This is a genomic window from Clostridium sp. MCC345, assembly GCF_018785345.1.
GTDB classification, from domain to species: Bacteria; Bacillota; Clostridia; order Lachnospirales; family Anaerotignaceae; genus Anaerotignum_A; species Anaerotignum_A faecicola.
On sequence record NZ_WQPP01000009.1, the window covers coordinates 125,649 to 151,554 of the forward strand.

Here is a 25,906-nt window from a genome sequence, read left to right on the forward strand (position 1 = left end):
TTACATCTCCCTCCAGCTTTCATCGCTCGGGTTACTGCGGAATTTCAGCAGACGTGCGATGTCGGATTCCTTGATATAGCCTTCCTTTGCGGCAACCTCTGCCACAGCATCAAAATTGGAAAGGCTTACATTTTTTACATTTGCTTCTGCCAGTCTGTCCAGACCCTTCTGCAGGCCATAGGTGAAGATGCTGACAACACCCAGAACCTCTGCGCCTGCTTCACGCAGCACGTTTACAACCTCGATACAGCTGCCTGCAGTAGAAATCAGGTCTTCTACAACAACAACCTTCTGTCCCTTTTCCAGTCTGCCTTCAATCTGGTTATGTCTGCCATGATCCTTTGCGCCGGAGCGAACATATCCCATGGGCAGGTCAAGCAGATGTGCTGTGATGGCAGCATGGGCAATGCCTGCGGTGGAGGTACCCATCAGTACCTCGGCATCGGGGTATTCTCTTTTGATGGTTTCTGCCAGAGCATTTTCTACATGATTTCTTACCTCTACAGAGGTCAGCGTCAGTCTGTTATCGCAGTAAATGGGGCTTTTGATGCCGCTTGCCCATGTGAAGGGGTCTTCGGGGCGCAGGAAAACTGCACCGATGGACAGCAGGTCTTTTGCAATCTGTTCTTTGATATTCATTCTACTTCTCCTCCTAAAAATTCGCGAATACATCTGTGATATGCCTGAACGGGGTCAGCCGCCTGTGTGATAGGTCTGCCGACCACGATGTAATCAGAGCCAAGCTCTCTTGCCTTTGCGGGTGTTGTCACACGCACCTGATCGCCAATCTCGCCATCAGCAAAGCGTACGCCGGGGGTTACGGTAAGGAAGGCATCGCCGCAGACTGCTTTTACCTTACCTGCCTCCAGAGGGGAGCAGACAACGCCATCCAGACCGGCATCCTTCGCATTTTTTGCATAGTGCATAACAACCTCATCCAGAGGGCGGTCAATCAGAAGGTCTTTCTGCATTCGTTCCTCGCTGGTAGAGGTCAGCTGTGTTACGGCAATGAGCAGGGGACGTGTGCCATCCGCTCTTGTCAAGCCTTCCAGAGCTGCCTCCATCATAGCCGCTGTGCCTGCCGCATGCAGGTTGCAGATATCTACATCCAGAGCAGAGAGAACCGCCATGGCTTTTTTTACGGTATTGGGGATATCATGCAGCTTGAGATCCAAGAAAATCTTATGTCCTCTTGCCTTGATTTCCTTTACGATGGCAGGGCCTTCCGCATAGAACAGCTCCATGCCGACCTTTAAGAAAGGCTTTCTGTCTTCGTTTTCAAATTTATCTAAAAATGTCATCAAATCTGCCTTGCTGTTAAAATCGCAGGCAATGATTACATCCTTACTCATTTATGGGCACCTCCAATGATGTCGTTTAAATCCTTGATATTGTATTTTTCCATAACACGAGGCAAATCCTCGATGATTTTTTTGCAGATGAAGGGGTCAACCAGATTTGCCGCACCGATTTCTACGGCAGTTGCGCCGGCAAGCATCATTTCAATGACATCCTCCGCAGAGGAAACGCCGCCCATGCCAATCACAGGAATGTCGACTGCCTCAGCCACCTGATAGACCATGCGAACAGCAACAGGGAAGATAGCACTGCCGGAAAAGCCGCCCATTTTATTGGCAATGACGGGCTTTTGGGTTTTTAAATCAATGCGCATACCCATCATGGTATTGATGAGAGCAATCCCATCTGCACCGGCTTCCTCGCACGCCTTTGCAATGGAAACAATATCGGTTACGTTAGGGGTCAGCTTGATATAGACAGGCTTTGCGGTAACTGCCTTGACTGCCTTAGTAACAGCTGCCGCCGCCGCAGGGTCTGTGCCAAAGCTCATGCCGCCATGATGTACATTCGGGCAGGATACATTGACCTCCAGAATCCCGACCTGCGGTTCCTTATCTAATAAAGCACAGGTTTCTGCGTATTCCTCGATGGAAAAGCCGCTGACATTGGCAATGACAGGCTTATGAAAGCATTTTTTTAGCTTAGGCAGCTCTTCGGAAATAACCTTTTCCACGCCGGGGTTCTGCAGACCGACAGAGTTAATCATTCCTGCGGTACATTCCGCGATACGGGGGGTGGGGTTGCCAAAGCGCGGCTCCCTTGTTGTTCCCTTAAAAGAGAAGGTGCCGAGAATATTGATATCGTAAAGCTCTGCAAATTCATAGCCGTAGCCGAAGGTACCGCTGGCAGGAATGACGGGGTTATCCAGCGTGATGCCGCTGAGTGTCACCTTTGTGTTTACCATATAATTTCCTCCTTTACCAGAACGGGGCCATCCTTGCAGATGCGCTTATTGCCGTATTTTGTTTTGCAGGAGCAGCCCATGCAGGCACCAAAGCCGCAGCCCATGCGTTCTTCAAAGCTGAGCTGACCGCTTGTTTTGGTGGCAGCGGAAAGGGCTTTCAGCATGGGTTCGGGACCGCAGGTATAGAAATAGGTGTAATCGGGAATGGTTTTCACCACATCCGTAACGAAGCCCTTTGTGCCGACAGAGCCGTCTGCCGTTGCGATATGCACCTCTGCGCCCAGTGCTTTAAATTCTTCTGCATAGAAGATTTCATCCTTTGTATTAAAGCCGAGAATGACGATGGGCTTTTTCCCCTCCGCAAGCAGATTTTTTGCCAGACGATACATCGGGGGAACGCCTACGCCACCGCCAATCAGCAGGGGCTTGTCTCCGCTCTTGGAGGTATCGTAGCCATTGCCTAAGCCTGTCAGAATGTCCAGCTTATGGGGGGCTTTCATTTTGCTCATGGCCTCTGTGCCTTTGCCGACGATTTTATAAAGAATCGTCAGTGTATTTTCGTCATAATCACAGACGGAAATGGGGCGGCGCAGAAAAAAGCCTTTTAATTGAATATTTACAAACTGACCTGCGGCGGTAATGGCAGAGGTATCCCCTGCCAGAACCATTTTACAGACGCTTTCGGTCAGCCTTTCATTGCTTTGTATTGTAAAAACAGATTGTTTCAAGAGAGAACCTCCTTACGCATCAATCGTGGAAATACCCAGAGTGGTTTCTTCCAGAACATCCAAAAGCACGCGAACGGTATCCAGTGCTGTGAAAACAGTTACATTATTTTCAACGGCACACTGGCGGATTTCCTGCCCATCGCTGTTGCTTGCCGCAGAATGAATATCTCTTGTGTTAATAACATAGCTTACATAGCCCTGACGGATGGAATCAAAAATTTCCTCACTGCCGTCGGACAGTTTCTTTCTTGTTCTGGTACGAATGCCGTGTTCCTTCAGGAAATCGGCAGTACCCTTTGTTGCTTCAATATTGAAGCCCAGCTCGTAGAAACGGCGAATGAGGGGCAGTGCTTCTTCCTTATCCTTATCCGCAATGGTTGCCAGAACCGTACCATAGTTCTGGATATTCATGCCGGATGCCTGCAAAGCCTTATACAGCGCTCTGTTCAGCTTATTATCATAGCCGATGGCCTCCCCTGTGGATTTCATTTCGGGGGAGAGGTAGGTATCCATGCCATGCAGCTTGGAGAAGGAGAAGGCGGGAACCTTTACATACCATCTCTGCTTTTCATCGGGATACAGACCGAAGATGCCCTGTTCCTTCAGTGTTTTGCCAAGGATAACCAGTGTTGCGATATCCGCCAGAGAATAGCCTGTTGCTTTGGAAAGGAAGGGAACCGTTCTGGAGGAACGAGGGTTTACCTCGATAACATATACGTTATCCTCTTTATCTACGATGAACTGGATATTGAACAGACCGATGATGCCGATACCCAGACCAAGCTTCTTTGTATATTCCAGAATTTTGCCCTTAGCCTTGTTGGATACGGAGAAGGTGGGGTATACGGAGATAGAGTCGCCGGAGTGAACCCCTGTACGTTCTACATGCTCCATAATGCCGGGTACAAATACATCATAGCCGTCGCAAACAGCGTCTACTTCCAATTCCTTACCCTGAATATATTTATCAACCAGAACAGGCTGATCCTCGTTAATCGCTACAGCTGTTTTCAGATAGGTTCTCAGCTGATTTTCATCCGCAACAATCTGCATGGCACGTCCGCCCAGAACATAGGAGGGGCGAACCAGAACGGGATAGCCGATTTCTGCCGCAGCCTTTACGCCTGCCTCGATATTGGTAACAGCCTGTCCCTTGGGCTGAGGGATGCCAAGCTGAGTCATGATATGCTCAAAGGAATCTCTGTTTTCTGCCTTTTCGATTGCCGCAACGTCTGTACCGATGATGGTTACGCCGCGTTTCATCAGAGGCTCTGCAAGGTTGATGGCAGTCTGCCCGCCGAGAGATGCAATTACACCCAGAGGCTGCTCCAGCTCTACCACGTTCATAACATCCTCAACCGTCAGAGGTTCAAAGTACAGCTTATCACTTGTGGTGTAGTCTGTGGAAACGGTTTCGGGGTTGTTGTTGATGATGATGGATTCATAGCCGAACTTCTTGATGGTGGTTACCGCGTGTACAGTGGAGTAGTCGAATTCGACACCCTGCCCGATACGGATGGGGCCGGAGCCAAGCACGATAATCTTCTTCTTATCACTGATACGAGAATCGTTTTCCTTCTCATAGGTGGAGTAGAAGTAGGGGATGTAGCCGCCGCAGCCGCTTGTTTCAATCATTTTATAAACGGGGAACAGGTTCATTTCCTTTCTCAGATTATAAACTGCAACCTCATCCTGCTTCCACAGCTTTGCGATATACTGGTCGGAAAAGCCCATTTTCTTTGCCGTTGTCAGAATTTCCTTATTGCCGACATTTTCTGCCAGAGTGGTTTCGTAATCGACAATCTTCTTGAAGGATTCCAGGAAATATTCCGTAATCATGGTTGCCTTGAAGATTTCATGCAGAGAAACGCCATTGCGAATCAGCTGTGCGATGGCATAAATGCGGTCATCGGGGCTTGTTGCAATATAGCTCAGCATATCCTCGTTGGACATGGTGTCGAATTTCGGCATATACAGATGGCAAACGCCGATTTCCAAGGAACGAATGGATTTCAGCAGACATTCCTCCAGTGTACGTCCGATACCCATAACCTCGCCGGTTGCCTTCATCTGTGTGGAAAGCGTATTTGCGGCAGTTGCAAATTTATCGAAGGGGAAGCGGGGCATTTTTGCCACGATGTAATCCAATGCAGGCTCGTAGTTTGCGGTTGTTTCGCCCAGCTTGATTTCATCCAATGTCATGCCGACAGCAATTTTTGCGGTAACTCTTGCGATGGGGTAGCCGCTTGCCTTGGATGCCAGTGCAGAGGAACGGGAAACGCGGGGGTTTACCTCGATTAAGTAATATTCGGAGGAATTGGGGTTCAGTGCGAACTGCACATTGCAGCCGCCTTCGATTTTCAATTCCTTGATGATTTTCAGTGCAGAATCACGCAGCATGGTGAAATCATGGTCATTCAGTGTGAGGATGGGTGCTACAACGATGGAGTCGCCTGTATGCACACCAACGGGGTCGATGTTTTCCATACCGCAGATGGTGATGGCATGGTCGGTACCGTCACGCATAACCTCGAATTCGATTTCCTTATAGCCCTTTACGCTCTTTTCTACCAGAACCTGATGCACAGGGGAAAGCTTCAGCGCATGCTTCATGATTTCCACCAGTTCAGCTTCGTTATTGGCAAAGCCGCCGCCTGTGCCGCCCAGTGTGAAGGCAGGACGCAGCACAACGGGATAACCGATTTCATTTGCCGCTGTGATAGCTTCTTCTACGGAATAAGTAATCTGAGAGGGGATAACGGGCTCACCGATGGATTGGCACATTTCCTTAAACAGCTCACGGTCCTCCGCACGTTCGATGCTATCGATAGGAGTCCCCAGAAGTTCTACCTGACATTCCTTCAAAATGCCTTTTTTCTCAAGCTGCATTGCCAAATTCAGCCCTGTCTGTCCGCCGATACCGGGAACAATGGCATCAGGTCTTTCGTAACGCAGGATTTTTGCAACATATTCCAGAGTCAGAGGTTCCATATAAACCTTATCCGCAATGGTGGTATCTGTCATGATGGTTGCGGGGTTGGAGTTTACCAACACAACCTCGTAGCCTTCTTCCTTCAAAGCCAGACACGCCTGTGTGCCTGCATAGTCAAACTCTGCCGCCTGACCGATTACAATGGGGCCGGAGCCGATAATCAGAATTTTCTTTAAGTCTGTTCTCTTTGGCATAATGTTTTGTTCCTCCTCATGTTCTTTTTACCTGTTTATACCTATTATATAGCTATTTCATTTATATAGCTATTTCTATCTGTTTCTATTTTACAGTGTTTCATCCTTCCATGCAATGCTGCCATGATACATTGTCAGCCTGCAGGCACCAAAAACCTTTTCTCCTGCGAAGGGCGTTGCTCTGCCCATGCTCAGGAAGTCATCTGGGTTGATGGTGTATTCCTTATCCAAATCGTAAACCGTCAGGCTTGCAGGCTGTCCTTCTTCCAGAGGTGTGCCGACACAGAAGCGGTTTCTGGGATTGGTGTGCATCAGCTCGATGAGCTTTTCCAGAGAAAGTACGCCTGTTTTCACCAGCTTGGTATACAGAATGGGGAAGGCAGTTTCCAGACCGACTACACCCATCAGGCTCTTTTCCAGACCTCTGCTCTTTTCCTCTGCGGAGTGGGGAGCGTGGTCTGTCGCAATCATACCAATCGTGCCATCGAGAATACCGGCAATCAGTGCTTCTCTGTCCTCCTCGCTGCGGATGGGGGGATTCATTTTAAAACGTCCGTCCTCCTGTAGCATGGAATCATTCATGGTCAGATAATGCGGCGCGGTTTCGCAGGTCACATCCAACCCCTCTGCCCTTGCCTTGCGGATGAGTGCCACGCTTTCCTTCGTGGAGATGTGGCAGACATGGTATTTCACGCCGGTTTCCTTTACCAGCTGCAAATCTCTCTCAATCTGCTTCCATTCGCTTTCGGAGCAGATACCCCGATGCCCGTGTGCCTGTGCATATTCGCCCTTATGAATATAGCCGCCCGCAAGCAGGGAATTATCCTCGCAGTGCGCGGCAACAATTTTGTTGTAAGTGCTGATTTTTTTCATTGCTTCACGCATGATTTCATCATTTTGCACACCACGCCCGTCATCAGAAAAGGCGCAGACATCGTTGACGATTTCGTCATACGCCGCCAATTCCTCGCCCTTTTCACCTACCGTAATCGTGCCGTAGGGGACAACCTGAATGCAGGCGGTTTCGCGGATTGCCTTTAGCTGCACCTCCAGATTTTCCCGACAATCAGGGACGGGGTTCAGGTTCGGCATGGCGCAGACCGCCGTATAGCCGCCATGTGCCGCCGCAAGGCTGCCGCTTTTGATGGTCTCCTTATAAAAAAAGCCCGGCTCTCTCAGATGCACATGAACATCAATAAAACCGGGAAAAACAAAGCAGCCGTTTAAATCATAAACGGAACAATCTGCCTGAGGTGTGCGGTTGGAAATTTCGTGAATCATACCGTTGGCGATAAATACGTTGGATTTCATGAATTTGCCATGAACAAATACAGTTGCATTCGCTAGAATATAGTCCACTGTCTTCTCTCCTTTCGTCGCTAACTTGGTTCCAAACTTATTTTTATCTAAATCTTCAATACTATATCATAAAGGAATAGTAGTGTCAAGATATAGTTTTTTCGGAATTTTCCGTTACAAGAGAAAGTGTTTTGGGAATTTGTTGACACTGCAATTTCGTTGTGTTAGACTAAATTTGTAAATTTATGCGGTTTTTTGCAACTGACGGAACAGGTGGGCAACCACAGGGGAGCAAAGGACTTAAGAAAATTAAGCAGTGCAGAACTGCTTTTTGTCGACCGTCTGGGCAGTCTGTTTCTGTAATACGGAAGTAATGCGGAATCGGACTGCCTTTTTCTGTTTGTTCCGTAGGGAAAAAAGACAGGATGTTTTAGATTTTTTGAGGAGGTAACCCATGAAGAAAATTGGTATCGTTATGGGCAGTGACAGCGATCTGCCTGTAGTGGAAAAAGCGATGGCAACTCTGGAGAAATTCGGTGTTCCCTTTGAGGCGCACGTTTATTCTGCACACAGAACGCCTGTAGAGGCAAGCGAATTTGCAAAGGGCGCAAGGGCAAATGGCTTTGGTGCCATCATTGCGGCAGCAGGAAAGGCGGCGCATCTGGCAGGTGCCATGGCGGCAAATACAACCCTTCCTGTAATCGGTATTCCTATCAAATCCTCTACATTGGATGGATTGGATGCCCTGCTTTCCACCGTACAGATGCCGGGGGGACTTCCTGTTGCGACCGTAGCCATTGACGGTGCGGAAAACGCAGCGCTTCTGGCAATCCAGATTTTGGCTGTAGAGGATGCGACTCTGGCAGAAAAGCTGGACAATGCAAGAAAGGAAGCAGCCGAAAAGGTTCTGGCAAAGAATAAGGCACTGGAAGAAAAATACGCAAAATAAGTTATTATATTATATATAAAAAATTATAAAAAATATAAGGACAAAGCGAGAGGAGAAAAAGAATGAAAAGCCATAGTGAAAGCTATAAAGCAGCAGGTGTAGATATTACAGCAGGGTATAAAGCGGTGGAGCTGATGAAGGAGCATATCGCAAAAACCATGTCCGCAGGGGTTATGGGCGATATCGGTGGCTTCGGCGGCCTGTTTGAATTGGATATGACAGGTATCACAAAACCCGTACTGGTCAGCGGTACAGACGGCGTTGGTACAAAGCTGAAGCTGGCATTCCTGATGGATAAGCATGATACCGTAGGGATTGACTGCGTGGCTATGTGCGTAAATGATATCATTTGTGTTGGCGCAAAGCCCCTGTTCTTCTTAGACTATATCGCAGTCGGCAAGAACTTCCCCGAAAAGATTGCCTCCATCGTAAGCGGCGTGGCAGAAGGCTGTGTGCAGTCCGGCGCGGCACTGATTGGCGGCGAAACAGCGGAAATGCCCGGCTTCTATCCCGAGGATGAATACGATCTGGCAGGCTTCTCCGTGGGCGTTGTTGACAAGGATAAAATTTTGAATAATAAGACTATCCGGGAAGGCGATGTCATTCTGGCTCTGCCCTCCAGCGGTGTACATTCCAACGGCTTCTCTCTGGTGCGTCGTGTGCTGGATGTAGAAAATGCGGATATCAAAACACCTCTGGAAAGACTGGGCGGCAAATCCATCGGTGAAGCACTGCTTGCACCCACAAAGATTTATGTAAAACCTATGCTGGCGCTGTTCGAAGAAGTGAAGGTAAAGGCGGTTTCCCATATCACAGGCGGCGGCTTCTATGAAAATATTCCCAGATCTATCCCCAAGGGCTTTGGTGCGAAAATCAATAAGGCAAGCCTGAAAACACCCCCCATCTTTGATTTGATTATGGAAACAGGCAATATCCCCGAAAGAGATATGTATAATACCTTCAATATGGGCGTTGGCATGAGTGTGGTTGTTGCTAAGGAGGATGCGGAAAAGGCGCTGAAAATCCTGAAGGCAAACGGCGAGGATGCGTATATTATGGGCGAAATCATCGCCTCCGAGGAAGGTGTTGTCATTGTCTAAGACAAGGATTGCCGTATTCGTTTCCGGCGGCGGCACAAACTTACAGGCATTGATCGATGCGGCAAAAAGAGGAGAAATCCCCAGCGGCGAAATCGCATTGGTGCTGGCGAGCAACGATAAGGCCTATGCACTGACAAGAGCGGCAGAAAACAATATCCCTTCTGTTGTGGTAAAGCGCAAGGAATTTGAAACACAGCTTGCGTATGAGGAAGCCGTGAAGGCGGTTCTTGCGGAAAACAGCATTGATATGATTGTTCTGGCAGGCTTTATGTCCATCCTCAGCGAAAACTTCACAGCTGCATACCCCAAGCGTATCGTCAATGTGCATCCCTCTCTGATTCCTTCCTTCTGCGGCAAGGGCTTCTATGGACTGCATGTGCACGAGGCGGCACTGGCGTACGGCGTAAAGGTGACGGGTGCAACGGTGCATTATGTAAATGAAATTCCCGACGGCGGCGAAATCATTTTGCAGAAGGCAGTGGAAATCGAAGAAGGGGATACCCCTGAGGTACTGCAAAGAAGAGTCATGGAGCAGGCGGAATGGATTCTTCTGCCGAAGGCAGTGGAAATGGTGGCAGCAAGACTGCAGAAAGGACAGTAAAAAGCATGAATGTATATAAAAAGGATACCATGAAGGACTTGGTAAAGGATAACAGCTATGTGGGTCGCGGCATTGTCATCGGCAAAACAGAGGATGGCACAAAGGCGGCAGTGGCTTATTTCATCATGGGGCGCAGCGATAACAGCCGCAACCGCATCTTCAAGGAGGAGGGCGAGGATGTTATGATTTATCCCTTCGATGCATCCAAGGTGGAAGACCCTTCTCTGATTATCTACGCACCCATCCGTAAGCTGGATGGCAAGCTGATTGTGACAAACGGCGACCAGACAGATACCATCCGTGATTTTGTTGTTGCGGGCAAATCCTTTGAGGATGCACTGGAAACCAGAGAATTTGAACCCGATGCACCGAACTGGACACCCAGAATCAGCGGTATGCTGACCTTTGCGGAAAACGATTTTACATATAAAATGAGCATTTTAAAGAGTGCGGATGAAGCAGGGACAGCCTGCAACAGATTCACCTATTCCTATAAGGCAATCGCCGGCGTAGGGTATTTCCTGCATACCTATATGGGTGACGGCAGCCCTCTGCCCACCTTTACAGGCGAGCCTGAACGTGCAAGCATCCCCAACGATATTGATGCATGGACAAAGGAAATCTGGGAAAATCTGAATGAGCAGAACAAAATTTCCATCTATGTACGCTTCACAGACCTGAAAACAGGTGCGGTTGAAAATAGAATGATTAACAAAAATGCGTAAGCATTGTTGGCAGAACAGGGAAGAAAGGAGTTTTTGGCAAATGAAAGAATTTGAATTGAAATATGGCTGTAATCCAAACCAGAAGCCTGCAAAAATCTTTATGGAGGACGGCAGCGATCTGCCCATCGAAATCCTCTGCGGCAGACCCGGCTACATCAACTTTCTGGACGCATTCAACAGCTGGCAGCTGGTAAAGGAAATCAAGGAAGCACTGGGTATGCCTGCGGCAACCTCCTTCAAGCATGTAAGCCCTACCTCTGCGGCAGTCGGCACACCCATGAGTGATGCGCTGAAAAAAGCCTGCTTCGTGGATGATATCGAGGGTCTGGATGATTCCCCTCTGGCATTGGCTTATGCAAGAGCAAGAGGGACAGACAGAATGTCCTCCTTCGGTGACTGGATTGCGCTCAGCGATGTCTGCGATGCAACAACCGCAAAGCTGATTAAAAGAGAGGTTTCCGATGGTATCATTGCGCCCGGCTATACAGAGGAAGCACTGGAAATTCTGAAAACAAAGAAAAAGGGCAACTATAATATCGTAAAAATCGACCCTGCCTATGTGCCTGCGGTGCAGGAAAAGAAACAGGTTTTTGGCATTACCTTTGAGCAGGGCAGAAATAACTTTGCCATCAATAAGGCTCTTCTGGAAAATGTAGTAACAGAAAACAAGAACCTGCCTGAGGAAGCAAAGCGCGACCTCATTATCGCATTGATTACACTGAAATATACACAGTCCAACTCCGTTTGCTTCGCAAAGGACGGACAGGCAATCGGCGTTGGTGCAGGGCAGCAGTCCAGAATCCACTGCACCAGACTGGCAGGCAACAAAGCTGACATCTGGCATCTGAGACAGCATGAAAAGGTTCTCAATCTGCCTTTCCTGCCCACCGTAGGCCGCCCCGATAGAGATAACACCATCGATATTTATATCTCCGATGATTATGAGGATGTTCTGGCTGAGGGTACATGGCAGACATTGTTCTCTGAAAAGCCCGAGCCTTTGACAAAGGAAGAAAAGAAGGCATATCTTTCTACAATCAAGGGTGTGGCACTTGGCTCCGATGCATTCTTCCCCTTCGGTGACAATATTGAACGTGCGGCAAAGAGCGGCGTTAGCTATATTGCAGAGCCCGGCGGCTCCATTCGTGATGATAATGTAATTGAAACCTGCAACAGATTCGGCATGGCAATGGCATTCACAGGCATGAGATTGTTCCATCACTGATTAAGAAAAGATTGGAAAGGAGCTTGCGAAAAATGAAAATTATGGTAGTTGGCGGTGGCGGCAGAGAGCATGCCATCATTAAGAAAATCAAAGAAAATCCACAGGTAACGGAGCTGTATGCACTGCCCGGCAACGGCGGCATTGCTAAGGACGCGACCTGCGTAGATATTGCGGCGAAGGATGTGGAAGGCGTGGTTGCCTTCGCAAAGGAAAAGGGCATTGATTTTGCTGTTGTTGCACCGGATGATCCTTTGGTTCTGGGTATGGTGGATGCGCTGAACGCAATCGGTATTCCTTGCTTCGGGCCTGATAAAAAGGCGGCAATTCTGGAGGGCAGCAAGGTGTTCTCCAAAAATCTGATGAAAAAATACGGCATCCCCACAGCGGCGTATGAAGTGTTTGATGATATGGAAAAGGCGTTGGCTTATCTCGAAACCGCACCTCTGCCGACCGTTGTGAAGGCGGATGGTCTGGCACTGGGTAAAGGCGTTATCATTGCAGAAACAAAGGAGCAGGCACAGGATGCGGTGCGCTCCATGATGGCGGATAAGGTGTTCGGCGCAAGCGGCGACCATGTCGTAATCGAAGAATTTATGACAGGTCCCGAGGTTTCCGTTCTTGCCTTCACAGACGGGAAAACCATGGTTCCTATGGTTTCCGCAATGGATCATAAGAGAGCATTGGATGGTGATAAGGGTCTGAATACCGGCGGCATGGGGACGATTGCACCCAACCCCTTCTATACTGAGGCTGTAGCAAAGGAATGTATGGAAAAGATTTTCGTACCGACTATGGAAGCGATGAACAAGGAAGGGCGCACCTTTAAGGGCTGCCTGTTCTTCGGTCTGATGATTACACCTGCCGGCCCCAAGGTAATTGAATATAACTGCCGCTTCGGCGATCCCGAAACACAGGTGGTTCTGCCCCTGCTGGAAAGCGATTTGCTGACCATCATGCAGGCAGTTGCGGCTGAAAAGCTGGCTGATGTTGAGGTAAAATTCAGCGATAAGGCGGCTTGTTGTGTCATCATGGCATCCGCAGGCTATCCCCAGAGCTATGAAAAAGGCTTCCCCATCACATTGCCCGAAAAGGATCAGCTGATTTTTGTTGCAGGCGCAAAGAAAGAGGGCGGCAAGCTGCTGACAAACGGCGGTCGTGTGCTTGGTGTTACGGAAATTGCGGACACCTTGCCTGAAGCAATCGCAAAATCCTATGAAGCTGTAAAAACAGTGAAATTCGATAACGCTTTCTATAGAAACGATATTGGGAAAAAAGCCCTTGCGGCGGAGGTATGAAATGGTTTATAGAATCTATGTTGAAAAAAAGCAGGGTCTGACTGCCGAAGCAGATGCCCTGAGAAATGATATTGTCAATCTGTTAGGCATCAAGGGGCTGACAGGGCTGCGCCTGCTGAACCGCTATGATGCAGAGCAGCTGGATAAGGATTTATTTGATTACTGCACAAAAACGGTATTCTCCGAACCGCAGCTGGATGATTTGAGAGAAGAAATCCCTACGGATGGTGCGGCTGTGTTTGCGGTAGAATATCTGCCGGGTCAGTTTGACCAGAGAGCAAATTCCGCAGCGGAATGTATTCAGATTATTTCCAAGCAGGAAAGACCTTTGATTAAGACCGCAAAGGTTTATGTACTGTATGGCAATCTGAGCAGGGAGGATGTTGAGGAGATTAAGAAATACCTCATCAACCCCGTAGAATCCAGAGAAGCATCTCTGGACGCGTTTGATACACTGGATGTGAAATATGAAATCCCTACAGAGGTTGCTACCGTGGAGGGCTTCTGTGAAATGGATGAAGCGGCATTAGCGGCTTATATCAAGGATATGGGTCTGGCGATGGATTTGGATGATATCAAGGTTTGCCAGAAGTATTTCCTGAGCGAGCAGAGAGACCCTACCATTACGGAAATCAAGATGATTGATACCTATTGGTCTGACCACTGCCGTCATACTACTTTCCAGACAACCATCGACAGCATCAAATTTGAGGATGCGACCCTGCAGGCGGCATATAACGAATATCTGGCAACCAGAGAAGCCATCGGCAGAACAAAGCCCATCAATCTGATGGATATGGGTACGATTGTAGCAAAATTCCTGAAAAAGGAAGGCAAGCTGGATAAGCTGGATGAATCCGAGGAAATCAATGCCTGCACCGTGAAAATTGATGTAGACGTAGAAGGCAAAACAGAAAAATGGCTGCTGCTGTTTAAAAATGAAACCCATAACCATCCCACAGAAATCGAACCCTTTGGCGGCGCGGCTACCTGTGTAGGCGGTGCCATTCGTGACCCTCTGAGCGGTCGTTCCTATGTATATGCCGCAATGCGCGTGACAGGTGCAGGCAACCCCTTGACACCCGTTTCCGAAACACTGCGCGGCAAGCTGCCCCAGAGAAAAATCGTGACAACTGCGGCAGCAGGCTATAGCTCCTACGGCAACCAGATTGGTCTGGCAACAGGACAGGTAGATGAACTCTATCACGAAGGCTATGTGGCAAAGAGAATGGAAATCGGCGCAGTAATCGCGGCAGCACCTGCGGAAAATGTACGCAGAGAACGCCCGATTGACAGCGATATCGTTATTCTGTTGGGTGGCAGAACAGGGCGTGACGGCTGTGGCGGCGCAACCGGCTCCTCTAAATCCCATACACTGGAATCTCTGGAAAGCTGTGGCGCAGAGGTACAGAAGGGTAACGCCCCCGAAGAAAGAAAATTACAGAGACTGTTCCGCAACCCCGAAGCATCTAAGCTGATTAAGCGTTGTAACGACTTTGGTGCTGGTGGCGTTTCCGTTGCTATCGGCGAATTGGCGGATGGTCTGGAAATTGATTTGAATGCAGTTCCCAAGAAATACGATGGTTTGGATGGTACAGAGCTTGCAATTTCCGAATCTCAGGAAAGAATGGCTGTTGTTGTTGCGGCAGAGGATGTTGCGCGTTTCAAAGAGCTGGCTTATGCAGAAAACCTCGAAGCAACCGTTGTTGCGAAGGTAACAGAAAAGCCTTATCTGGTGATGCACTGGAATGGCAAGGAGATTGTAAATATCTCCCGTGCATTCTTGGATTCCAACGGCGCAGAAAAGCATATCGATATTACACCCGATGCACCCAAGCCTTTTGCAAAGGAAATTCCCACAGATTTCAAGAAGGGATATCTGGCATTGGCGCAGGATTTGAACGTATGCTCCAAGAGAGGGCTTTCCGAACGCTTCGACTCCACCATCGGCGCAGGCACAGTTCTGATGCCCTTCGGCGGTAAAAATCAGAAAACACCCATTCAGGCTATGGTAAATAAGGTATCCGTTGAAAAGAAGGATACCACCACCTGCTCTCTGATGGCATGGGGCTATAACCCCTTCATTGCGGAAAACAGCCCTTATCACAGTGCATATCTGGCAGTTGTGGAATCTGTTGCAAAGCTGGTGGCAACAGGTGCAAAATTTGAGGATGTTTATCTTTCCTTCCAGGAATATTTTGAAAAGCCCATGAAGGATGGCAAGCGTTGGGGCAAGCCTCTGGTGGCGCTGTTGGGCGCATTCATGGCACAGAAGGGTCTGGAAATTGCGGCAATCGGCGGCAAGGACTCTATGAGCGGTACCTTTGAGCATATTGATGTACCTCCTACATTGGTTTCCTTCGCAGTAACAACAGACAGCATCAAAAACATCATTTCTCCCGAATTCAAGGGCGAAGGGCATCAGGTTGTTCTGCTGAAGCCCGAATATGATAAAGAGGGTCTGCCTACAACAGAGAGCCTGAAAAAGCTCTTTGATGTGGTAACAGGTCTGATGAGAGAGGGCAAGGTTGCCGCAGCTTATACCCCGACCTATGGCGGCGTAGCGGAAGCAATTTTGAAAATGACAATGGGTAATGATATCGGCTTTACCTATGCAGGCGATGTAAGCAAGGAGGATATCTTCGGCTATCACTACGGTGCATTTGTTCTGGAGCTGACAGGCGATGCAGAGGTTGGCACACTGCTTGGTACAACAGGCGGCAAGGCAATCGTCTGCGGCGGCGAAAGCATTGCTCTGGAGGAAATCTTTGCAGCTTATGAAAATAAACTGGAGGAAATCTATCCTATGCACACAGCGGCAGAGGAAAAGAAGGAAATTCCCACATTCACTGCAAAGGCAGAGGGTACTTCCTACCACGCAAAGGCGGCAGTTGCGAAGCCTCGTGTTCTGATTCCCGTATTCCCCGGCACAAACTGCGAATTTGATTCCGCAAAGGCAGTGGAGCGTGCAGGTGCAGAGGCAAATATCTTTGTCATCAACAACCTTTCCGCAGCAGGCATTGCAGATTCCATTGACCGCTTTGCCAAGGAAGTGAAGCAGGCACAGACCATCTTCATTCCCGGTGGCTTCTCCGGCGGCGATGAACCCGATGGCTCCGGTAAGTTCATCACAGCATTCTTCCGTAACCCCGAAATCAAGGAGGCTGTCACAGCACACCTGAAGGAGAAGGATGGCTTGATGATTGGTATTTGTAACGGCTTCCAGGCACTGATTAAGCTTGGCTTGGTGCCTTACGGCGAAATCATTGATACTGATGAAACCTGCCCGACATTGTCCTATAACACAATCAGCAGACACCAGTCTAAAATTGTTCGTGTGAGAGTGGCAACAGAAAAATCTCCTTGGCTGACAAATGTAAAAGCTGGGGATATCTTCAGCGTACCTATCTCCCACGGCGAAGGGCGTATTCTGGCTGCAGATCAGCTGGTGCAGGATTTGGCGGCGAAGGGTCAGATTTTGACACAGTATGTAGACGAAAACGGTCTGCCTACCAACGATATCCAGTTTAACCCCAATGGCTCTACCTATGCCATCGAGGGTCTGATTTCTCCCGATGGTCGTGTTCTGGGCAAGATGGGGCATGCAGAACGTATCGGTGATGGTCTGTATCAGAACGTGGCAGGCAATTACGATATGAAGCTGTTTAAATCCATGGTAGAATATTTCAAATAATCGCTTTTGAAAATAGAAGAAAAGATGAAAGTGCCGACTTTGTCGGCACTTTTGTCAGAAAGAGGGAGAAAAATGATTCGTTTTGAATGTGATTATGCGGAGGGGATGCATCCTCGTATTCTGGAACGTCTGGTGGAGACCAATATGGAACAGACGGCAGGCTATGGCGAGGATTCCCACTGCGAACGTGCGGCGGCGCTGATTAAGCAGGCGTGCGGCAGAGAGGATATTGATGTGCATTTTCTGGTTGGCGGCACGCAGACAAATCTGACTGTAATCGGGAGTATTCTGCGCCCCTATCAGGGTGTTTTCTGCGCGGATACGGGACATCTGAATGTGCATGAAACAGGTGCGATTGAAGCGACAGGGCATAAGGTTATTGTTTTGCCCACCACGGCGGACGGCAGACTGACTGCGGCGGAAATCCGAAAGGCGTATGAGGCGCATTGGAATGATGCAACCCACGAGCACATGGTACAGCCGGGCATGGTGTATATTTCTCAGTCCACAGAGGATGGCACCGCCTACACCAAAGCAGAGCTGGAGGAAATCAGTGCAATTTGTCGCAAATGTGAATTGCCGCTGTTTATTGATGGGGCAAGACTGGGTTATGCGCTGGCAGCGGAGGATTGCGACCATACCTTGCAGGATATTGCAAGGCTTGCGGATGTGTTCTATATTGGCGGCACAAAGGTCGGTGCAATGATGGGCGAAGCAGTTGTGATCGTAAATCCTGCATTGAAAAAGGATTTCCGTTATATCATTAAAAATCGCGGTGCAATGCTTGCAAAGGGCAGACTTTTGGGGATTCAGTTTGAAACACTCTTTGAGGATGGCTTATATTTCCAAGTGGCAAAGCACGCAGACAAAATGGCGATGCAGATTCGGAACGCGTTTGAGGAAAAGGGTATAAAAATGCTCTTTGATTCCAAAACAAATCAGCAGTTTCCGATTCTGCCAAACAAAATGATGGAAAAGCTGGCGGAGAAATATGCGTTCTCCTTCTGGTGTAAAGTGGGGGATGCCCATACCGCTGTACGCTTCTGCACCAGCTGGGCAACGAAGGAGGAAAATGTAGCTGAGCTATTGCAGGATATAGAAGAACTGTAACAGAAAAGAGTGATTTTGTGATTTTGAAAACTCTACTTGCTAAATTTCCTAGTTATGTTGGAGAGAAGGAAATAGAACTTTATAATGAATTTTCTCTACAACATGAATTAGGTATTTTTCTTAGAAATGAATTAAAAGAATATGTTGTTCAATTTGAACGGAATATATCTTTTTTTAGAATCAATAAGAAGTTAATTAAAAAGGAAATTGATATTGTAGTATATAAAAAAGATATGTCGGAAAAATATGCGATAGAGTTAAAATATCCTAGAAATGGTCAATATCCAGAGCAAATGTATTCTTTTGTGAAAGATATTATTTTTATGGAACAGTTAAAAACTGAAGGATTTAATGCTACTTTCTCGATGGTTTTAGTAGATGATAAACTTTTTTATGAGGGCAAAATATCGTCAGAAATTTATGATTGCTTTCGTGGAGAAAAGGTAATATCTGGAATATATCATAAACCAACAGGTAAGCAGAAAGAAATTGTTGAAGTGCAAGGCTCTTATTTAGTGGAGTGGAAAAATTTTGATAGGAATAAAAAATACTATATAATAGAAACAAGATAAAAAAATCCGACTTTTATAGTCGGATTTTTTTATCTTATATCAGGTCAAGGGCATGATGCCCTTGCAGGGGTTTGGGGACAGCGTCCCCAGAGAAGAAAAAGGTCTTCTTTACCCTTCCAGATGCTCGGTGTCATCCACATCCAATGCCTCAACCAGCTTTACCTCAGGATTCTTCTGCATGAAATTGTTCAGCGTGTACTGGTTCGCGAACAGCAGAATCGGACGCTCAAAATGGTCATAAACCAGAGTGCTTCTTGCTACCACATAATCCTTGACATCCTTGGGAGAACCGGGCGCAACCCAACGCGCTACCTGATATTCCAAGGGTTCCATGCGGATTTCGGAATTATATTCATTCAATAAGCGGTATTGGAACACCTCAAACTGCAGTTGCCCAACCGCACCCAGAATGACATCATTAAATTCGTTATGATATACCTGAATTGCACCCTCCTGTGCCAGCTGCTGTACACCCTTCTGGAACTGCTTCGCCTTCAGGGAGTTCACAGGGCGCACACGGCAGAACAGCTCGGGCGGGAAGGTCGGCAATGGCTCGAAAAAGAGCTTTTCCTTTCTGTCTGTCAGCGTATCCCCAATCTGGAAGTTGCCGCTGTCGTAAATACCGATGATATCGCCTGCAATGGCAGTTTCCACGGTTTCTCTGTCATTCGCCATCAGATGTGTGGATTGGCTCAGCTTCATCTGCTTGCCTGTACGGGAAAGGGTTACGCTCATCCCTCTGGTAAACGTACCGGAGCAGATGCGGAAGAATGCCAATCTGTCACGGTGCGCAGGGTTCATGTTCGCCTGAATTTTGAAAATGAAGCCGCTGAAAAAATCATCATTGGGGTTAACCTCACCTGTAGTAGTCTTTCTTGTACCGGGAGCAGGGGACCATTCCAAGAAATGATGCAGGAAGGGCGTTACACCAAAATCCGCCAGTGCAGAGCCGAAGAATACGGGAGACAGCTTGCCGTCCTTGATTGCCTGCAAATCAAAGGGATTGCCTGCACCGTCCAGAAGCTCCATCTCACTACGCAGGATATCCAGATTCGCATCAGAAATGATACCCTCCAGCGTATCACCGAATACACCGTTTGCACCAAGCGCAATCACGCCATCCTTTTGCTTATAAAGATAAACCTTGTTTTCCAGTCTGTCATAAATGCCTTCAAAGGTCAGACCGTTGCCGATAGGCCATGTGACAGCGGTGGAGGGTAGACCTAACGCATCCTCCAAGTCCGCCATACAATCCAGTGGATCCTTGGACTGACGGTCTAATTTGTTAATAAAGGTAAAAATAGGGATTTCACGCATGGAACAGACCTTGAACAGCTTTACAGTCTGTGCTTCGACACCCTTTGCCGCGTCGATAACCATAACTGCACTATCTACAGAGGTCAGGATACGATAGGTGTCCTCACCAAAGTCATTATGCCCCGGAGTATCCATGATGGAAACAACCTTATCATCATATTCAAACTGCATAACGGAGGAGGTAACGGAAATCCCTCTCTGTTTTTCAATTTCCATCCAGTCGGATTTTGCAAATTTGTTTTTCCCTCTTGCCTTTACCGTACCTGCTTCGCGGATTGCACCGCCGTGCAGCAGCAGCTTTTCCGTCAATGTTGTTTTGCCGGCATCGGGATGGGAAATAATCCCAAAAATACGCCGCTTCTGAATTGCATCTGCATTACTCATATATTTCTTTCCTTTCTTTCGTGGAATAGGGTATTTTTTGTTATATTTGAATACACATTATTTCTATTTTACCCGAATTTCCACAAAAATGGAATACAAAGATAGGAAAAAAGTGCAGGAGAGAGAAAATTTTCATGTTTTTCGGGAAAATACATTGACGCGAGAATGTCTTTGGACTAAAATAAGAACGTTAGGAAATGTAACAAAAATAAAAAAATTTTGGAGGTAATGAAAATGAAATTTACAAGCACAGATAAAGCACCCGCAGCACTGGGTCCCTATTCTCAGGCAGTATCCGTAAACGGTCTGCTGTTCACATCCGGTCAGATTGCACTGGATCCCGCAACAGGTGAAATCGTTGGTTCCGATGTTCAGGCACAGGCTGAACAGGTTTGCAAAAACCTGGCTGCAGTTCTGGAAGCAAACGGTCTGACATTCACAGATGCTGTAAAAACAACATGCTTCCTGGCTGATATGGGCGACTTCGCAGCATTCAACGAAGTTTACGGCAAATACTTCACAGGCAAGCCTGCACGTTCCTGCGTAGCAGTTAAAACACTGCCTAAGAACGTACTGTGCGAAGTTGAAGTTATCGCAGAAATGAAATAATTTCAGTTAAAATTCCGATTTTAGCTGACAGAGAAGTCCTTGTCCCAGACAGGGACTTCTTTTTTGTATGAAAAAGAGAATTACAAGAAAAATTGACAGGGGAGAGTCTGGTAAAAAAATACTCCCTTTTGTATAATAGAGAGCAGAGTAAAAAATCGGAAAAGAGGTGAGGTCATGTTTGATATTCAGGAGGAATTGAAAAAGCTGCCCCAAAAGCCGGGAGTTTATCTGATGAAGGATGAAAACGGGCATATCATTTATGTGGGGAAGGCAGTGAATTTGAAAAACCGCGTGCGGCAGTATTTTCAAAGCAGCCGCAATCAGACGGCAAAAACACGTTCCATGGTGCCGAATATCCGCGAATTTGAATATATCGTAACGGATTCCGAAATGGAAGCGCTTCTCTTGGAATGTAACCTCATTAAAAAGCATCATCCCTATTATAATATTCTTCTGAAGGATGACAAAAGCTATCCTTATATCAAGGTGACGGTGCAGGAGATGTTTCCGCGCATCTTCATCACACGCCGAATGGAGAAGGATAAGGCGAAATATTATGGGCCGTTTACGGATGTGCTGGCGGCGAAGGAAACCGTCGAAACCCTGCATAAGCTGTTCCCAATCCGTAAATGCAAGAAGGTATTTCCGAGGGATATCGGGAAGGAACGTCCTTGCCTGAATCACCATATCGGGCAGTGCATTGCGCCATGCAGCGGAAGGGTTCCCCCTGAGGAATATCAGGTCTATATCAAGGATGCTATGGATTTTCTGGAAGGAAAGCACCATACTATCATGAAGAAAATGGAGCAGGAAATGCTGACGGCATCGGAAAATATGGAATTTGAAAGGGCGGCGGCACTGCGGGATAAAATTGCCGCGATTAAAAGCGTTGCGGAAAAGCAGAAAATTTCCAACACCGGTCTGGGGGATGCGGATGTCATCGGCTTTGTGCGTGCGTATGAGGAATGTCTGGTGCAGGTGTTCTTTATCCGTGGCGGCAAAATGACAGGACGGGAGAATTTCACCCTGACTGCCTTTGCAGAGCAGAGCCGCGCGGAGATTCTGACGGCATTTGTTAAGCAGTTTTACAGCGGCACTGCCTATATCCCGAAGGAAATCATTTTGCAGGAAGGGCTTGTGGCAGAGGAAAGCGACCTGATTGCGGAATATCTTTCCGAAAAACGGGGCAGCCGCGTTACGCTGACGGTTCCTGTCAAGGGAGAAAAGCATAAGCTGACGGAGCTGGCGCATAAGAATGCGATGCTCATTTTCGAGCAGTTTGGCGAAAAGCTGAAACGAGAGGAGCAGCGAACGAAGGGCGCAATGGAAGAGCTGCGGCAGGCACTTTCTCTGCCAAACGAGCTGAAACGCGTGGAAGCATATGACATTTCCAATACGCAGGGCTTTGAATCGGTCGGCTCGATGGTTGTGTTCGAGGATGGGCGCGCCAAAAACAGCGACTACCGCAAGTTTAAGATTAAAACCGTTGTCGGGGCAAATGATTATGCCTCTATGAAGGAGGTCATCACGCGCCGCCTGAGCCATGCCATCAAGGAAAACACAGAGGGCAAAACCTCCAGCTTTACCCGTTTGCCCGATTTAATCCTGATGGATGGCGGCAAAACGCAGGTACACGCCGCAGAGGAGGTGCTGCTTGCCTTCGGGATGGATATCCCTGTTTGCGGGATGGTGAAGGATGACAGGCACCGCACCAGAGGACTGCTGTTTCATGAGCAGGAAATCAGAATTCCCCTGACCTCGGAGGGCTTTAAGCTGGTGACGCGCATACAGGATGAGGTGCATCGCTTTGCCATCACCTACCACAGAAAGCTGCGCGATGAAAGAAATCTTCATTCCGTTCTGGATGATATCAAGGGCATCGGTGAGGTACGCCGCAAGGCTTTACTGCGCCATTTCGGCTCAATCGAAAGGATTGCCGCAGCAGAGGTGGCAGATCTTTTAGAGGTGGATGGCATGACGATTCCTGCGGCGGAGCAGGTCTATCTTTTTTTCCATCGGGAGGAATTGCAAAACGGATGATTTTCGGGTAAGATATATATTTAGGAGATTATTTGATTTTATAGAAAAACGAAAGACGAGGTGAGCCGCAAATGTATTCTGCGGAGTTAAAAAAAATCGTAGAGGTATTTGAACTGGAAAGCGTTTTGCCGGAATTGAGTCTGGAGGGGCGTTCTGTTCTGCGTAGGGAAATTAACCGCCCTGCATTACAGCTGGCAGGCTTTTATGAACGCTTTGACAGCGACCGCTTGCAGGTGATTGGGCGTGTGGAATACAGCTATCTGCTGAGTCTGAACGATGAGGACAGAAAAAATGCTATCCGCCATTTATTTCAGTATCATATTCCCTGTCTGGTGGTTTGCAAGAATCTTGAGATTTTCCCCGAAATGGTGGAATACGGCAGAGAATACAGCATACCTATTTTTCGCACCGCGCAGAATACAACCGACTTTACGGCGGAGTTGATTTTCTGGCTGAGAGAGGAACTGGCAGACCGTGTGATGATGCACGGCGTTCTTGTGGATATTTACGGCGAGGGCGTGCTGATTACAGGTGCAAGCGGCATCGGGAAAAGCGAAACGGCACTGGAGCTGATTAAAAGAGGACACCGCCTGATTGCGGATGATGCAGTGGAAATCAAACGGATTGCCGACAGAAGGCTGATTGGCTCCTGTCCGGAGATTATCCGCTATCTGATTGAACTGCGCGGCATCGGGATTCTGAATGTAAAGGAGTTGTTTGGTGTCGGCTCTGTAAAGGAGCAGAAAACGGTTGACCTTGTCATTAAGCTTGAGGTCTGGGATGGGAAGGCGGATTCCTATGACAGGTTGGGGCTGAATGAGGAATATATGGATATTCTGGGAAATAAGGTGCAGCTGAATACGATTCCTGTGCGCCCGGGCAGAAACGTGGCAATGATTTGCGAATCGGCGGCAATGACAAACCGTCAGAAGAAGATGGGGAAAAATACCGCACAGGATTTTGCAAATCGAATCGGAAAATAAGAAGGTGAAACGATGGAAAGATTGAAACAGGAGCTTCTTGCCTGCCTGGGAGAGGAAGGGCTGAAGCTTCATGAAATGATGAAGGAGCATACGACATTTCGTGTGGGCGGCGCGGCGGACTATTTTATTCAGCCGAAAAGCGCAGAGGAGCTGCGTGCTGCCTTTGAAATTTTGCATAGATATGAAATGCCCGTTCTGGTGATTGGCAACGGCAGCAATCTTCTGGTAAGGGATAAAGGCATCCGCGGCGCGGTGATTCAGATTTATAACCGCATGGCGGAGATTACGATAGAAGGGAATACAATTCATACCAAGGGCGGCGCACTGCTGAGTGCTGTTGCGGCAAGGGCTGCGGATAAGGGTCTGACCGGTCTGGAATTTGCAAGCGGGATTCCCGGCAGCATCGGCGGTGCAGTTGTGATGAATGCAGGCGCGTATGGCGGTGAAATGAAGGATGTGCTGGCAAGTGTGGATGTGCTGACGCAGGATTTAGAAATCAAGACCATTCCTGCGGCGGAGCTGAATTTAGGCTACCGCTGCAGCAGCATTCCCGAAAAGGGCTATATCGTTCTGGGGGCAACGCTGCAATTAAAAAAAGGCAACGCCGCAGAAATCCGTGGACGCATGGCAGAATTGGCAGAGCAGAGAAGGGCAAAGCAGCCCTTACAGTACCCCAGTGCAGGCAGCACCTTCAAGCGTCCTGAGGGGTATTTTGCAGGGAAGCTGGTGCAGGATGCAGGGCTAAAGGGCAAAACCATCGGTGGCGCACAGGTATCCGAAAAGCACTCCGGCTTTCTGATTAATATCGGCGGCGCAACGGCACAGGATATTCTGGATTTGATTGCGTTCTGCCAGAAGGAAGTCAAGGATAAATTCGGTGTGACACTGGAAACGGAAGTGAAAATCGTCGGAGAAGAATAAGGAGAGATGGGAAAGGTCGGTGAAGGAGTATGCGGTTTGTAATTGTAACGGGGATGTCCGGCGCAGGGAAAACCTCTGTGCTGAAATTTCTGGAGGACATCAATTTTTTCTGTGTAGATAATATTCCCCCTGCATTGCTGCCGAAGTTTGCGGAGCTTTGCTATGAGCAGGAGGGTGAAATCGAGCGTGTTGCCATGGGGATTGATATTCGTGGCGGTAAGCTGTTTAATGACCTGTTTGAGGTACTGTCTGATTTGCAGCATAAGGGATATGAATATGAGATTTTATTCTTGGATGCCTCGGATGATGTGCTGATTAAACGCTATAAGGAAACCAGAAGAAGTCATCCTCTTTCCAAAAACGGCTCCATTCAAGAGGGAATTCAGAAGGAGCGCGAAATACTGAAGGATGTCAAGCGTAAGGCAACCTATATCATCGACACGAGCCAGATTTTGACCCGACAGCTCAAGGAGCAGATTAACCGTATTTTTGTAGAAAATCAATCTTACGAAAATCTGATGATTACGGTGCAATCCTTTGGCTTTAAATACGGAATTCCTGCAGACAGTGATTTAGTATTCGATGTACGTTTTCTGCCCAATCCCTTTTATATTCAGGAGCTGAAGGAAATGACGGGGAACGACGAACCTGTCAGTAGCTATGTGATGAGCTTTGAGGAAAGCCGAACATTTCTGAAAAAGCTGGTGGATATGCTGGAATTTCTGATTCCGCACTATATTAAAGAGGGCAAAAATAGTCTTGTCATCAGCATCGGCTGCACGGGCGGAAAGCACCGCTCTGTTACCCTTACGAATGCCCTTTACAATGCCCTTGGAAAGGATGGACACACCCTCCTTCTCAAGCATAATGACATTGAAAAGGACAGCAGACACAAGAAATAAGCA

Annotated in this window: 21 protein-coding genes and 1 riboswitch; of the genes, 14 read left to right on the forward strand and 7 right to left on the reverse strand. The window is 47.9% G+C overall.

Annotated features, from left to right (window positions below; all coding sequences use genetic code 11):
* From pyrE to GPK49_RS02520, 6 genes are all read right to left on the reverse strand, one after another.
* Positions 1 to 639: an orotate phosphoribosyltransferase gene (gene pyrE / locus GPK49_RS02495; protein ID WP_016408504.1), complete on the reverse strand. Its 639-nt coding sequence runs from the start codon at positions 637 to 639 to the stop codon at positions 1 to 3.
* Complete coding sequence (gene pyrF, locus GPK49_RS02500; protein WP_016408503.1) at positions 636 to 1,352, reverse strand: orotidine-5'-phosphate decarboxylase; 717 nt, start codon at positions 1,350 to 1,352, stop codon at positions 636 to 638. Before pyrF ends, pyrE begins: the two co-directional genes overlap by 4 nt.
* Positions 1,349 to 2,263, reverse strand: coding sequence for a dihydroorotate dehydrogenase (locus GPK49_RS02505; protein WP_215676629.1), 915 nt, complete (start codon positions 2,261 to 2,263; stop codon positions 1,349 to 1,351). The genes pyrF and GPK49_RS02505 overlap by 4 nt, the downstream gene beginning before the upstream one ends.
* The gene (locus GPK49_RS02510) at positions 2,257 to 2,991 is read right to left on the reverse strand and encodes a dihydroorotate dehydrogenase electron transfer subunit (RefSeq protein WP_288690599.1); all 735 of its coding nucleotides are present in this window, start codon (positions 2,989 to 2,991) and stop codon (positions 2,257 to 2,259) included. The genes GPK49_RS02505 and GPK49_RS02510 overlap by 7 nt, the downstream gene beginning before the upstream one ends.
* A 12-nt stretch (positions 2,992 to 3,003) precedes the next feature.
* A complete protein-coding gene (gene carB / locus GPK49_RS02515; RefSeq protein WP_215676630.1) occupies positions 3,004 to 6,177 on the reverse strand; it encodes a carbamoyl-phosphate synthase large subunit in 3,174 nt (1,057 codons plus the stop codon).
* Between the two features lie 90 nt (positions 6,178 to 6,267).
* A complete protein-coding gene (locus tag GPK49_RS02520) occupies positions 6,268 to 7,536 on the reverse strand; it encodes a dihydroorotase (protein WP_016408499.1) in 1,269 nt (422 codons plus the stop codon).
* 187 nt (positions 7,537 to 7,723) lie between these two features.
* Positions 7,724 to 7,831, forward strand: a riboswitch (ZMP/ZTP riboswitch).
* A 99-nt stretch (positions 7,832 to 7,930) separates the two neighbouring features.
* On the opposite strand from GPK49_RS02520, the gene purE reads away from it, so the two are divergent.
* From purE to GPK49_RS02565, 9 genes are all read left to right on the forward strand, one after another.
* Entirely contained in the window at positions 7,931 to 8,425 is a 495-nt protein-coding gene (purE, locus tag GPK49_RS02525) for a 5-(carboxyamino)imidazole ribonucleotide mutase (RefSeq protein ID WP_215676631.1), read from the forward strand.
* Positions 8,426 to 8,487: 62 nt separating this feature from the next.
* The gene (purM, locus tag GPK49_RS02530) at positions 8,488 to 9,525 is read left to right on the forward strand and encodes a phosphoribosylformylglycinamidine cyclo-ligase (protein WP_215676632.1); all 1,038 of its coding nucleotides are present in this window, start codon (positions 8,488 to 8,490) and stop codon (positions 9,523 to 9,525) included.
* Entirely contained in the window at positions 9,518 to 10,126 is a 609-nt protein-coding gene (gene purN / locus GPK49_RS02535; protein WP_288672457.1) for a phosphoribosylglycinamide formyltransferase, read from the forward strand. The genes purM and purN overlap by 8 nt, the downstream gene beginning before the upstream one ends.
* Before the next feature lie 5 nt (positions 10,127 to 10,131).
* Positions 10,132 to 10,851, forward strand: coding sequence for an IMP cyclohydrolase (locus GPK49_RS02540; RefSeq protein ID WP_215676716.1), 720 nt, complete (start codon positions 10,132 to 10,134; stop codon positions 10,849 to 10,851).
* A gap of 40 nt (positions 10,852 to 10,891) precedes the next feature.
* Positions 10,892 to 12,076: a phosphoribosylaminoimidazolecarboxamide formyltransferase gene (locus GPK49_RS02545; RefSeq protein WP_016408494.1), complete on the forward strand. Its 1,185-nt coding sequence runs from the start codon at positions 10,892 to 10,894 to the stop codon at positions 12,074 to 12,076.
* A 32-nt stretch (positions 12,077 to 12,108) separates the two neighbouring features.
* Positions 12,109 to 13,371 carry a phosphoribosylamine--glycine ligase gene (gene purD / locus GPK49_RS02550; protein WP_016408493.1) on the forward strand — a complete coding sequence of 421 codons (1,263 nt, stop codon included), beginning with the start codon at positions 12,109 to 12,111 and terminating at the stop codon, positions 13,369 to 13,371.
* 1 nt (position 13,372) lies between these two features.
* Positions 13,373 to 17,065 (forward strand): phosphoribosylformylglycinamidine synthase, encoded by a 3,693-nt coding sequence (locus tag GPK49_RS02555; protein ID WP_215676634.1) that lies wholly within the window; start codon positions 13,373 to 13,375, stop codon positions 17,063 to 17,065.
* Positions 17,066 to 17,137: 72 nt separating this feature from the next.
* Complete coding sequence (locus GPK49_RS02560) at positions 17,138 to 18,175, forward strand: threonine aldolase family protein (RefSeq protein WP_215676635.1); 1,038 nt, start codon at positions 17,138 to 17,140, stop codon at positions 18,173 to 18,175.
* A 17-nt stretch (positions 18,176 to 18,192) separates the two neighbouring features.
* Positions 18,193 to 18,747 carry a hypothetical protein gene (locus GPK49_RS02565; RefSeq protein WP_215676636.1) on the forward strand — a complete coding sequence of 185 codons (555 nt, stop codon included), beginning with the start codon at positions 18,193 to 18,195 and terminating at the stop codon, positions 18,745 to 18,747.
* A gap of 108 nt (positions 18,748 to 18,855) precedes the next feature.
* Here the strand turns inward: GPK49_RS02565 and GPK49_RS02570 are convergent, their stop codons facing one another.
* Positions 18,856 to 20,448: a peptide chain release factor 3 gene (locus GPK49_RS02570; RefSeq protein ID WP_016408490.1), complete on the reverse strand. Its 1,593-nt coding sequence runs from the start codon at positions 20,446 to 20,448 to the stop codon at positions 18,856 to 18,858.
* A 234-nt stretch (positions 20,449 to 20,682) separates the two neighbouring features.
* On the opposite strand from GPK49_RS02570, the gene GPK49_RS02575 reads away from it, so the two are divergent.
* The 5 genes from GPK49_RS02575 (at position 20,683) to rapZ (ending at position 25,903) form a co-directional block, all read left to right on the forward strand.
* The gene (locus GPK49_RS02575) at positions 20,683 to 21,057 is read left to right on the forward strand and encodes a RidA family protein (protein WP_016408489.1); all 375 of its coding nucleotides are present in this window, start codon (positions 20,683 to 20,685) and stop codon (positions 21,055 to 21,057) included.
* Between the two features lie 174 nt (positions 21,058 to 21,231).
* Entirely contained in the window at positions 21,232 to 23,097 is a 1,866-nt protein-coding gene (gene uvrC, locus GPK49_RS02580) for an excinuclease ABC subunit UvrC (RefSeq protein WP_215676637.1), read from the forward strand.
* Between the two features lie 71 nt (positions 23,098 to 23,168).
* On the forward strand, positions 23,169 to 24,080 hold the full coding sequence (gene hprK, locus GPK49_RS02585) for an HPr(Ser) kinase/phosphatase (RefSeq protein WP_118578767.1): 912 nt from the start codon (positions 23,169 to 23,171) through the stop codon (positions 24,078 to 24,080).
* A gap of 12 nt (positions 24,081 to 24,092) precedes the next feature.
* Positions 24,093 to 25,001 carry a UDP-N-acetylmuramate dehydrogenase gene (gene murB / locus GPK49_RS02590; RefSeq protein WP_215676638.1) on the forward strand — a complete coding sequence of 303 codons (909 nt, stop codon included), beginning with the start codon at positions 24,093 to 24,095 and terminating at the stop codon, positions 24,999 to 25,001.
* Between the two features lie 29 nt (positions 25,002 to 25,030).
* Positions 25,031 to 25,903 carry an RNase adapter RapZ gene (gene rapZ / locus GPK49_RS02595; protein ID WP_016408485.1) on the forward strand — a complete coding sequence of 291 codons (873 nt, stop codon included), beginning with the start codon at positions 25,031 to 25,033 and terminating at the stop codon, positions 25,901 to 25,903.
* The last annotated feature ends 3 nt before the right edge of the window (positions 25,904 to 25,906 follow it).

Coding starts and splice junctions, on each gene's coding strand:
- GPK49_RS02545 (WP_016408494.1), top strand. CDS start 10,892: ATGAAAGAATTTGAATTGAAATATGGCTGTAATCCAAACCAGAAGCCT.
- GPK49_RS02505 (WP_215676629.1), bottom strand. CDS start 2,263: ATGGTAAACACAAAGGTGACACTCAGCGGCATCACGCTGGATAACCCC.
- pyrF (WP_016408503.1), bottom strand. CDS start 1,352: ATGAGTAAGGATGTAATCATTGCCTGCGATTTTAACAGCAAGGCAGAT.
- uvrC (WP_215676637.1), top strand. CDS start 21,232: ATGTTTGATATTCAGGAGGAATTGAAAAAGCTGCCCCAAAAGCCGGGA.
- GPK49_RS02540 (WP_215676716.1), top strand. CDS start 10,132: ATGAATGTATATAAAAAGGATACCATGAAGGACTTGGTAAAGGATAAC.
- purE (WP_215676631.1), top strand. CDS start 7,931: ATGAAGAAAATTGGTATCGTTATGGGCAGTGACAGCGATCTGCCTGTA.
- GPK49_RS02560 (WP_215676635.1), top strand. CDS start 17,138: ATGATTCGTTTTGAATGTGATTATGCGGAGGGGATGCATCCTCGTATT.
- rapZ (WP_016408485.1), top strand. CDS start 25,031: ATGCGGTTTGTAATTGTAACGGGGATGTCCGGCGCAGGGAAAACCTCT.
- purM (WP_215676632.1), top strand. CDS start 8,488: ATGAAAAGCCATAGTGAAAGCTATAAAGCAGCAGGTGTAGATATTACA.
- hprK (WP_118578767.1), top strand. CDS start 23,169: ATGTATTCTGCGGAGTTAAAAAAAATCGTAGAGGTATTTGAACTGGAA.
- GPK49_RS02575 (WP_016408489.1), top strand. CDS start 20,683: ATGAAATTTACAAGCACAGATAAAGCACCCGCAGCACTGGGTCCCTAT.
- GPK49_RS02555 (WP_215676634.1), top strand. CDS start 13,373: ATGGTTTATAGAATCTATGTTGAAAAAAAGCAGGGTCTGACTGCCGAA.
- GPK49_RS02570 (WP_016408490.1), bottom strand. CDS start 20,448: ATGAGTAATGCAGATGCAATTCAGAAGCGGCGTATTTTTGGGATTATT.
- pyrE (WP_016408504.1), bottom strand. CDS start 639: ATGAATATCAAAGAACAGATTGCAAAAGACCTGCTGTCCATCGGTGCA.
- murB (WP_215676638.1), top strand. CDS start 24,093: ATGGAAAGATTGAAACAGGAGCTTCTTGCCTGCCTGGGAGAGGAAGGG.
- carB (WP_215676630.1), bottom strand. CDS start 6,177: ATGCCAAAGAGAACAGACTTAAAGAAAATTCTGATTATCGGCTCCGGC.
- purD (WP_016408493.1), top strand. CDS start 12,109: ATGAAAATTATGGTAGTTGGCGGTGGCGGCAGAGAGCATGCCATCATT.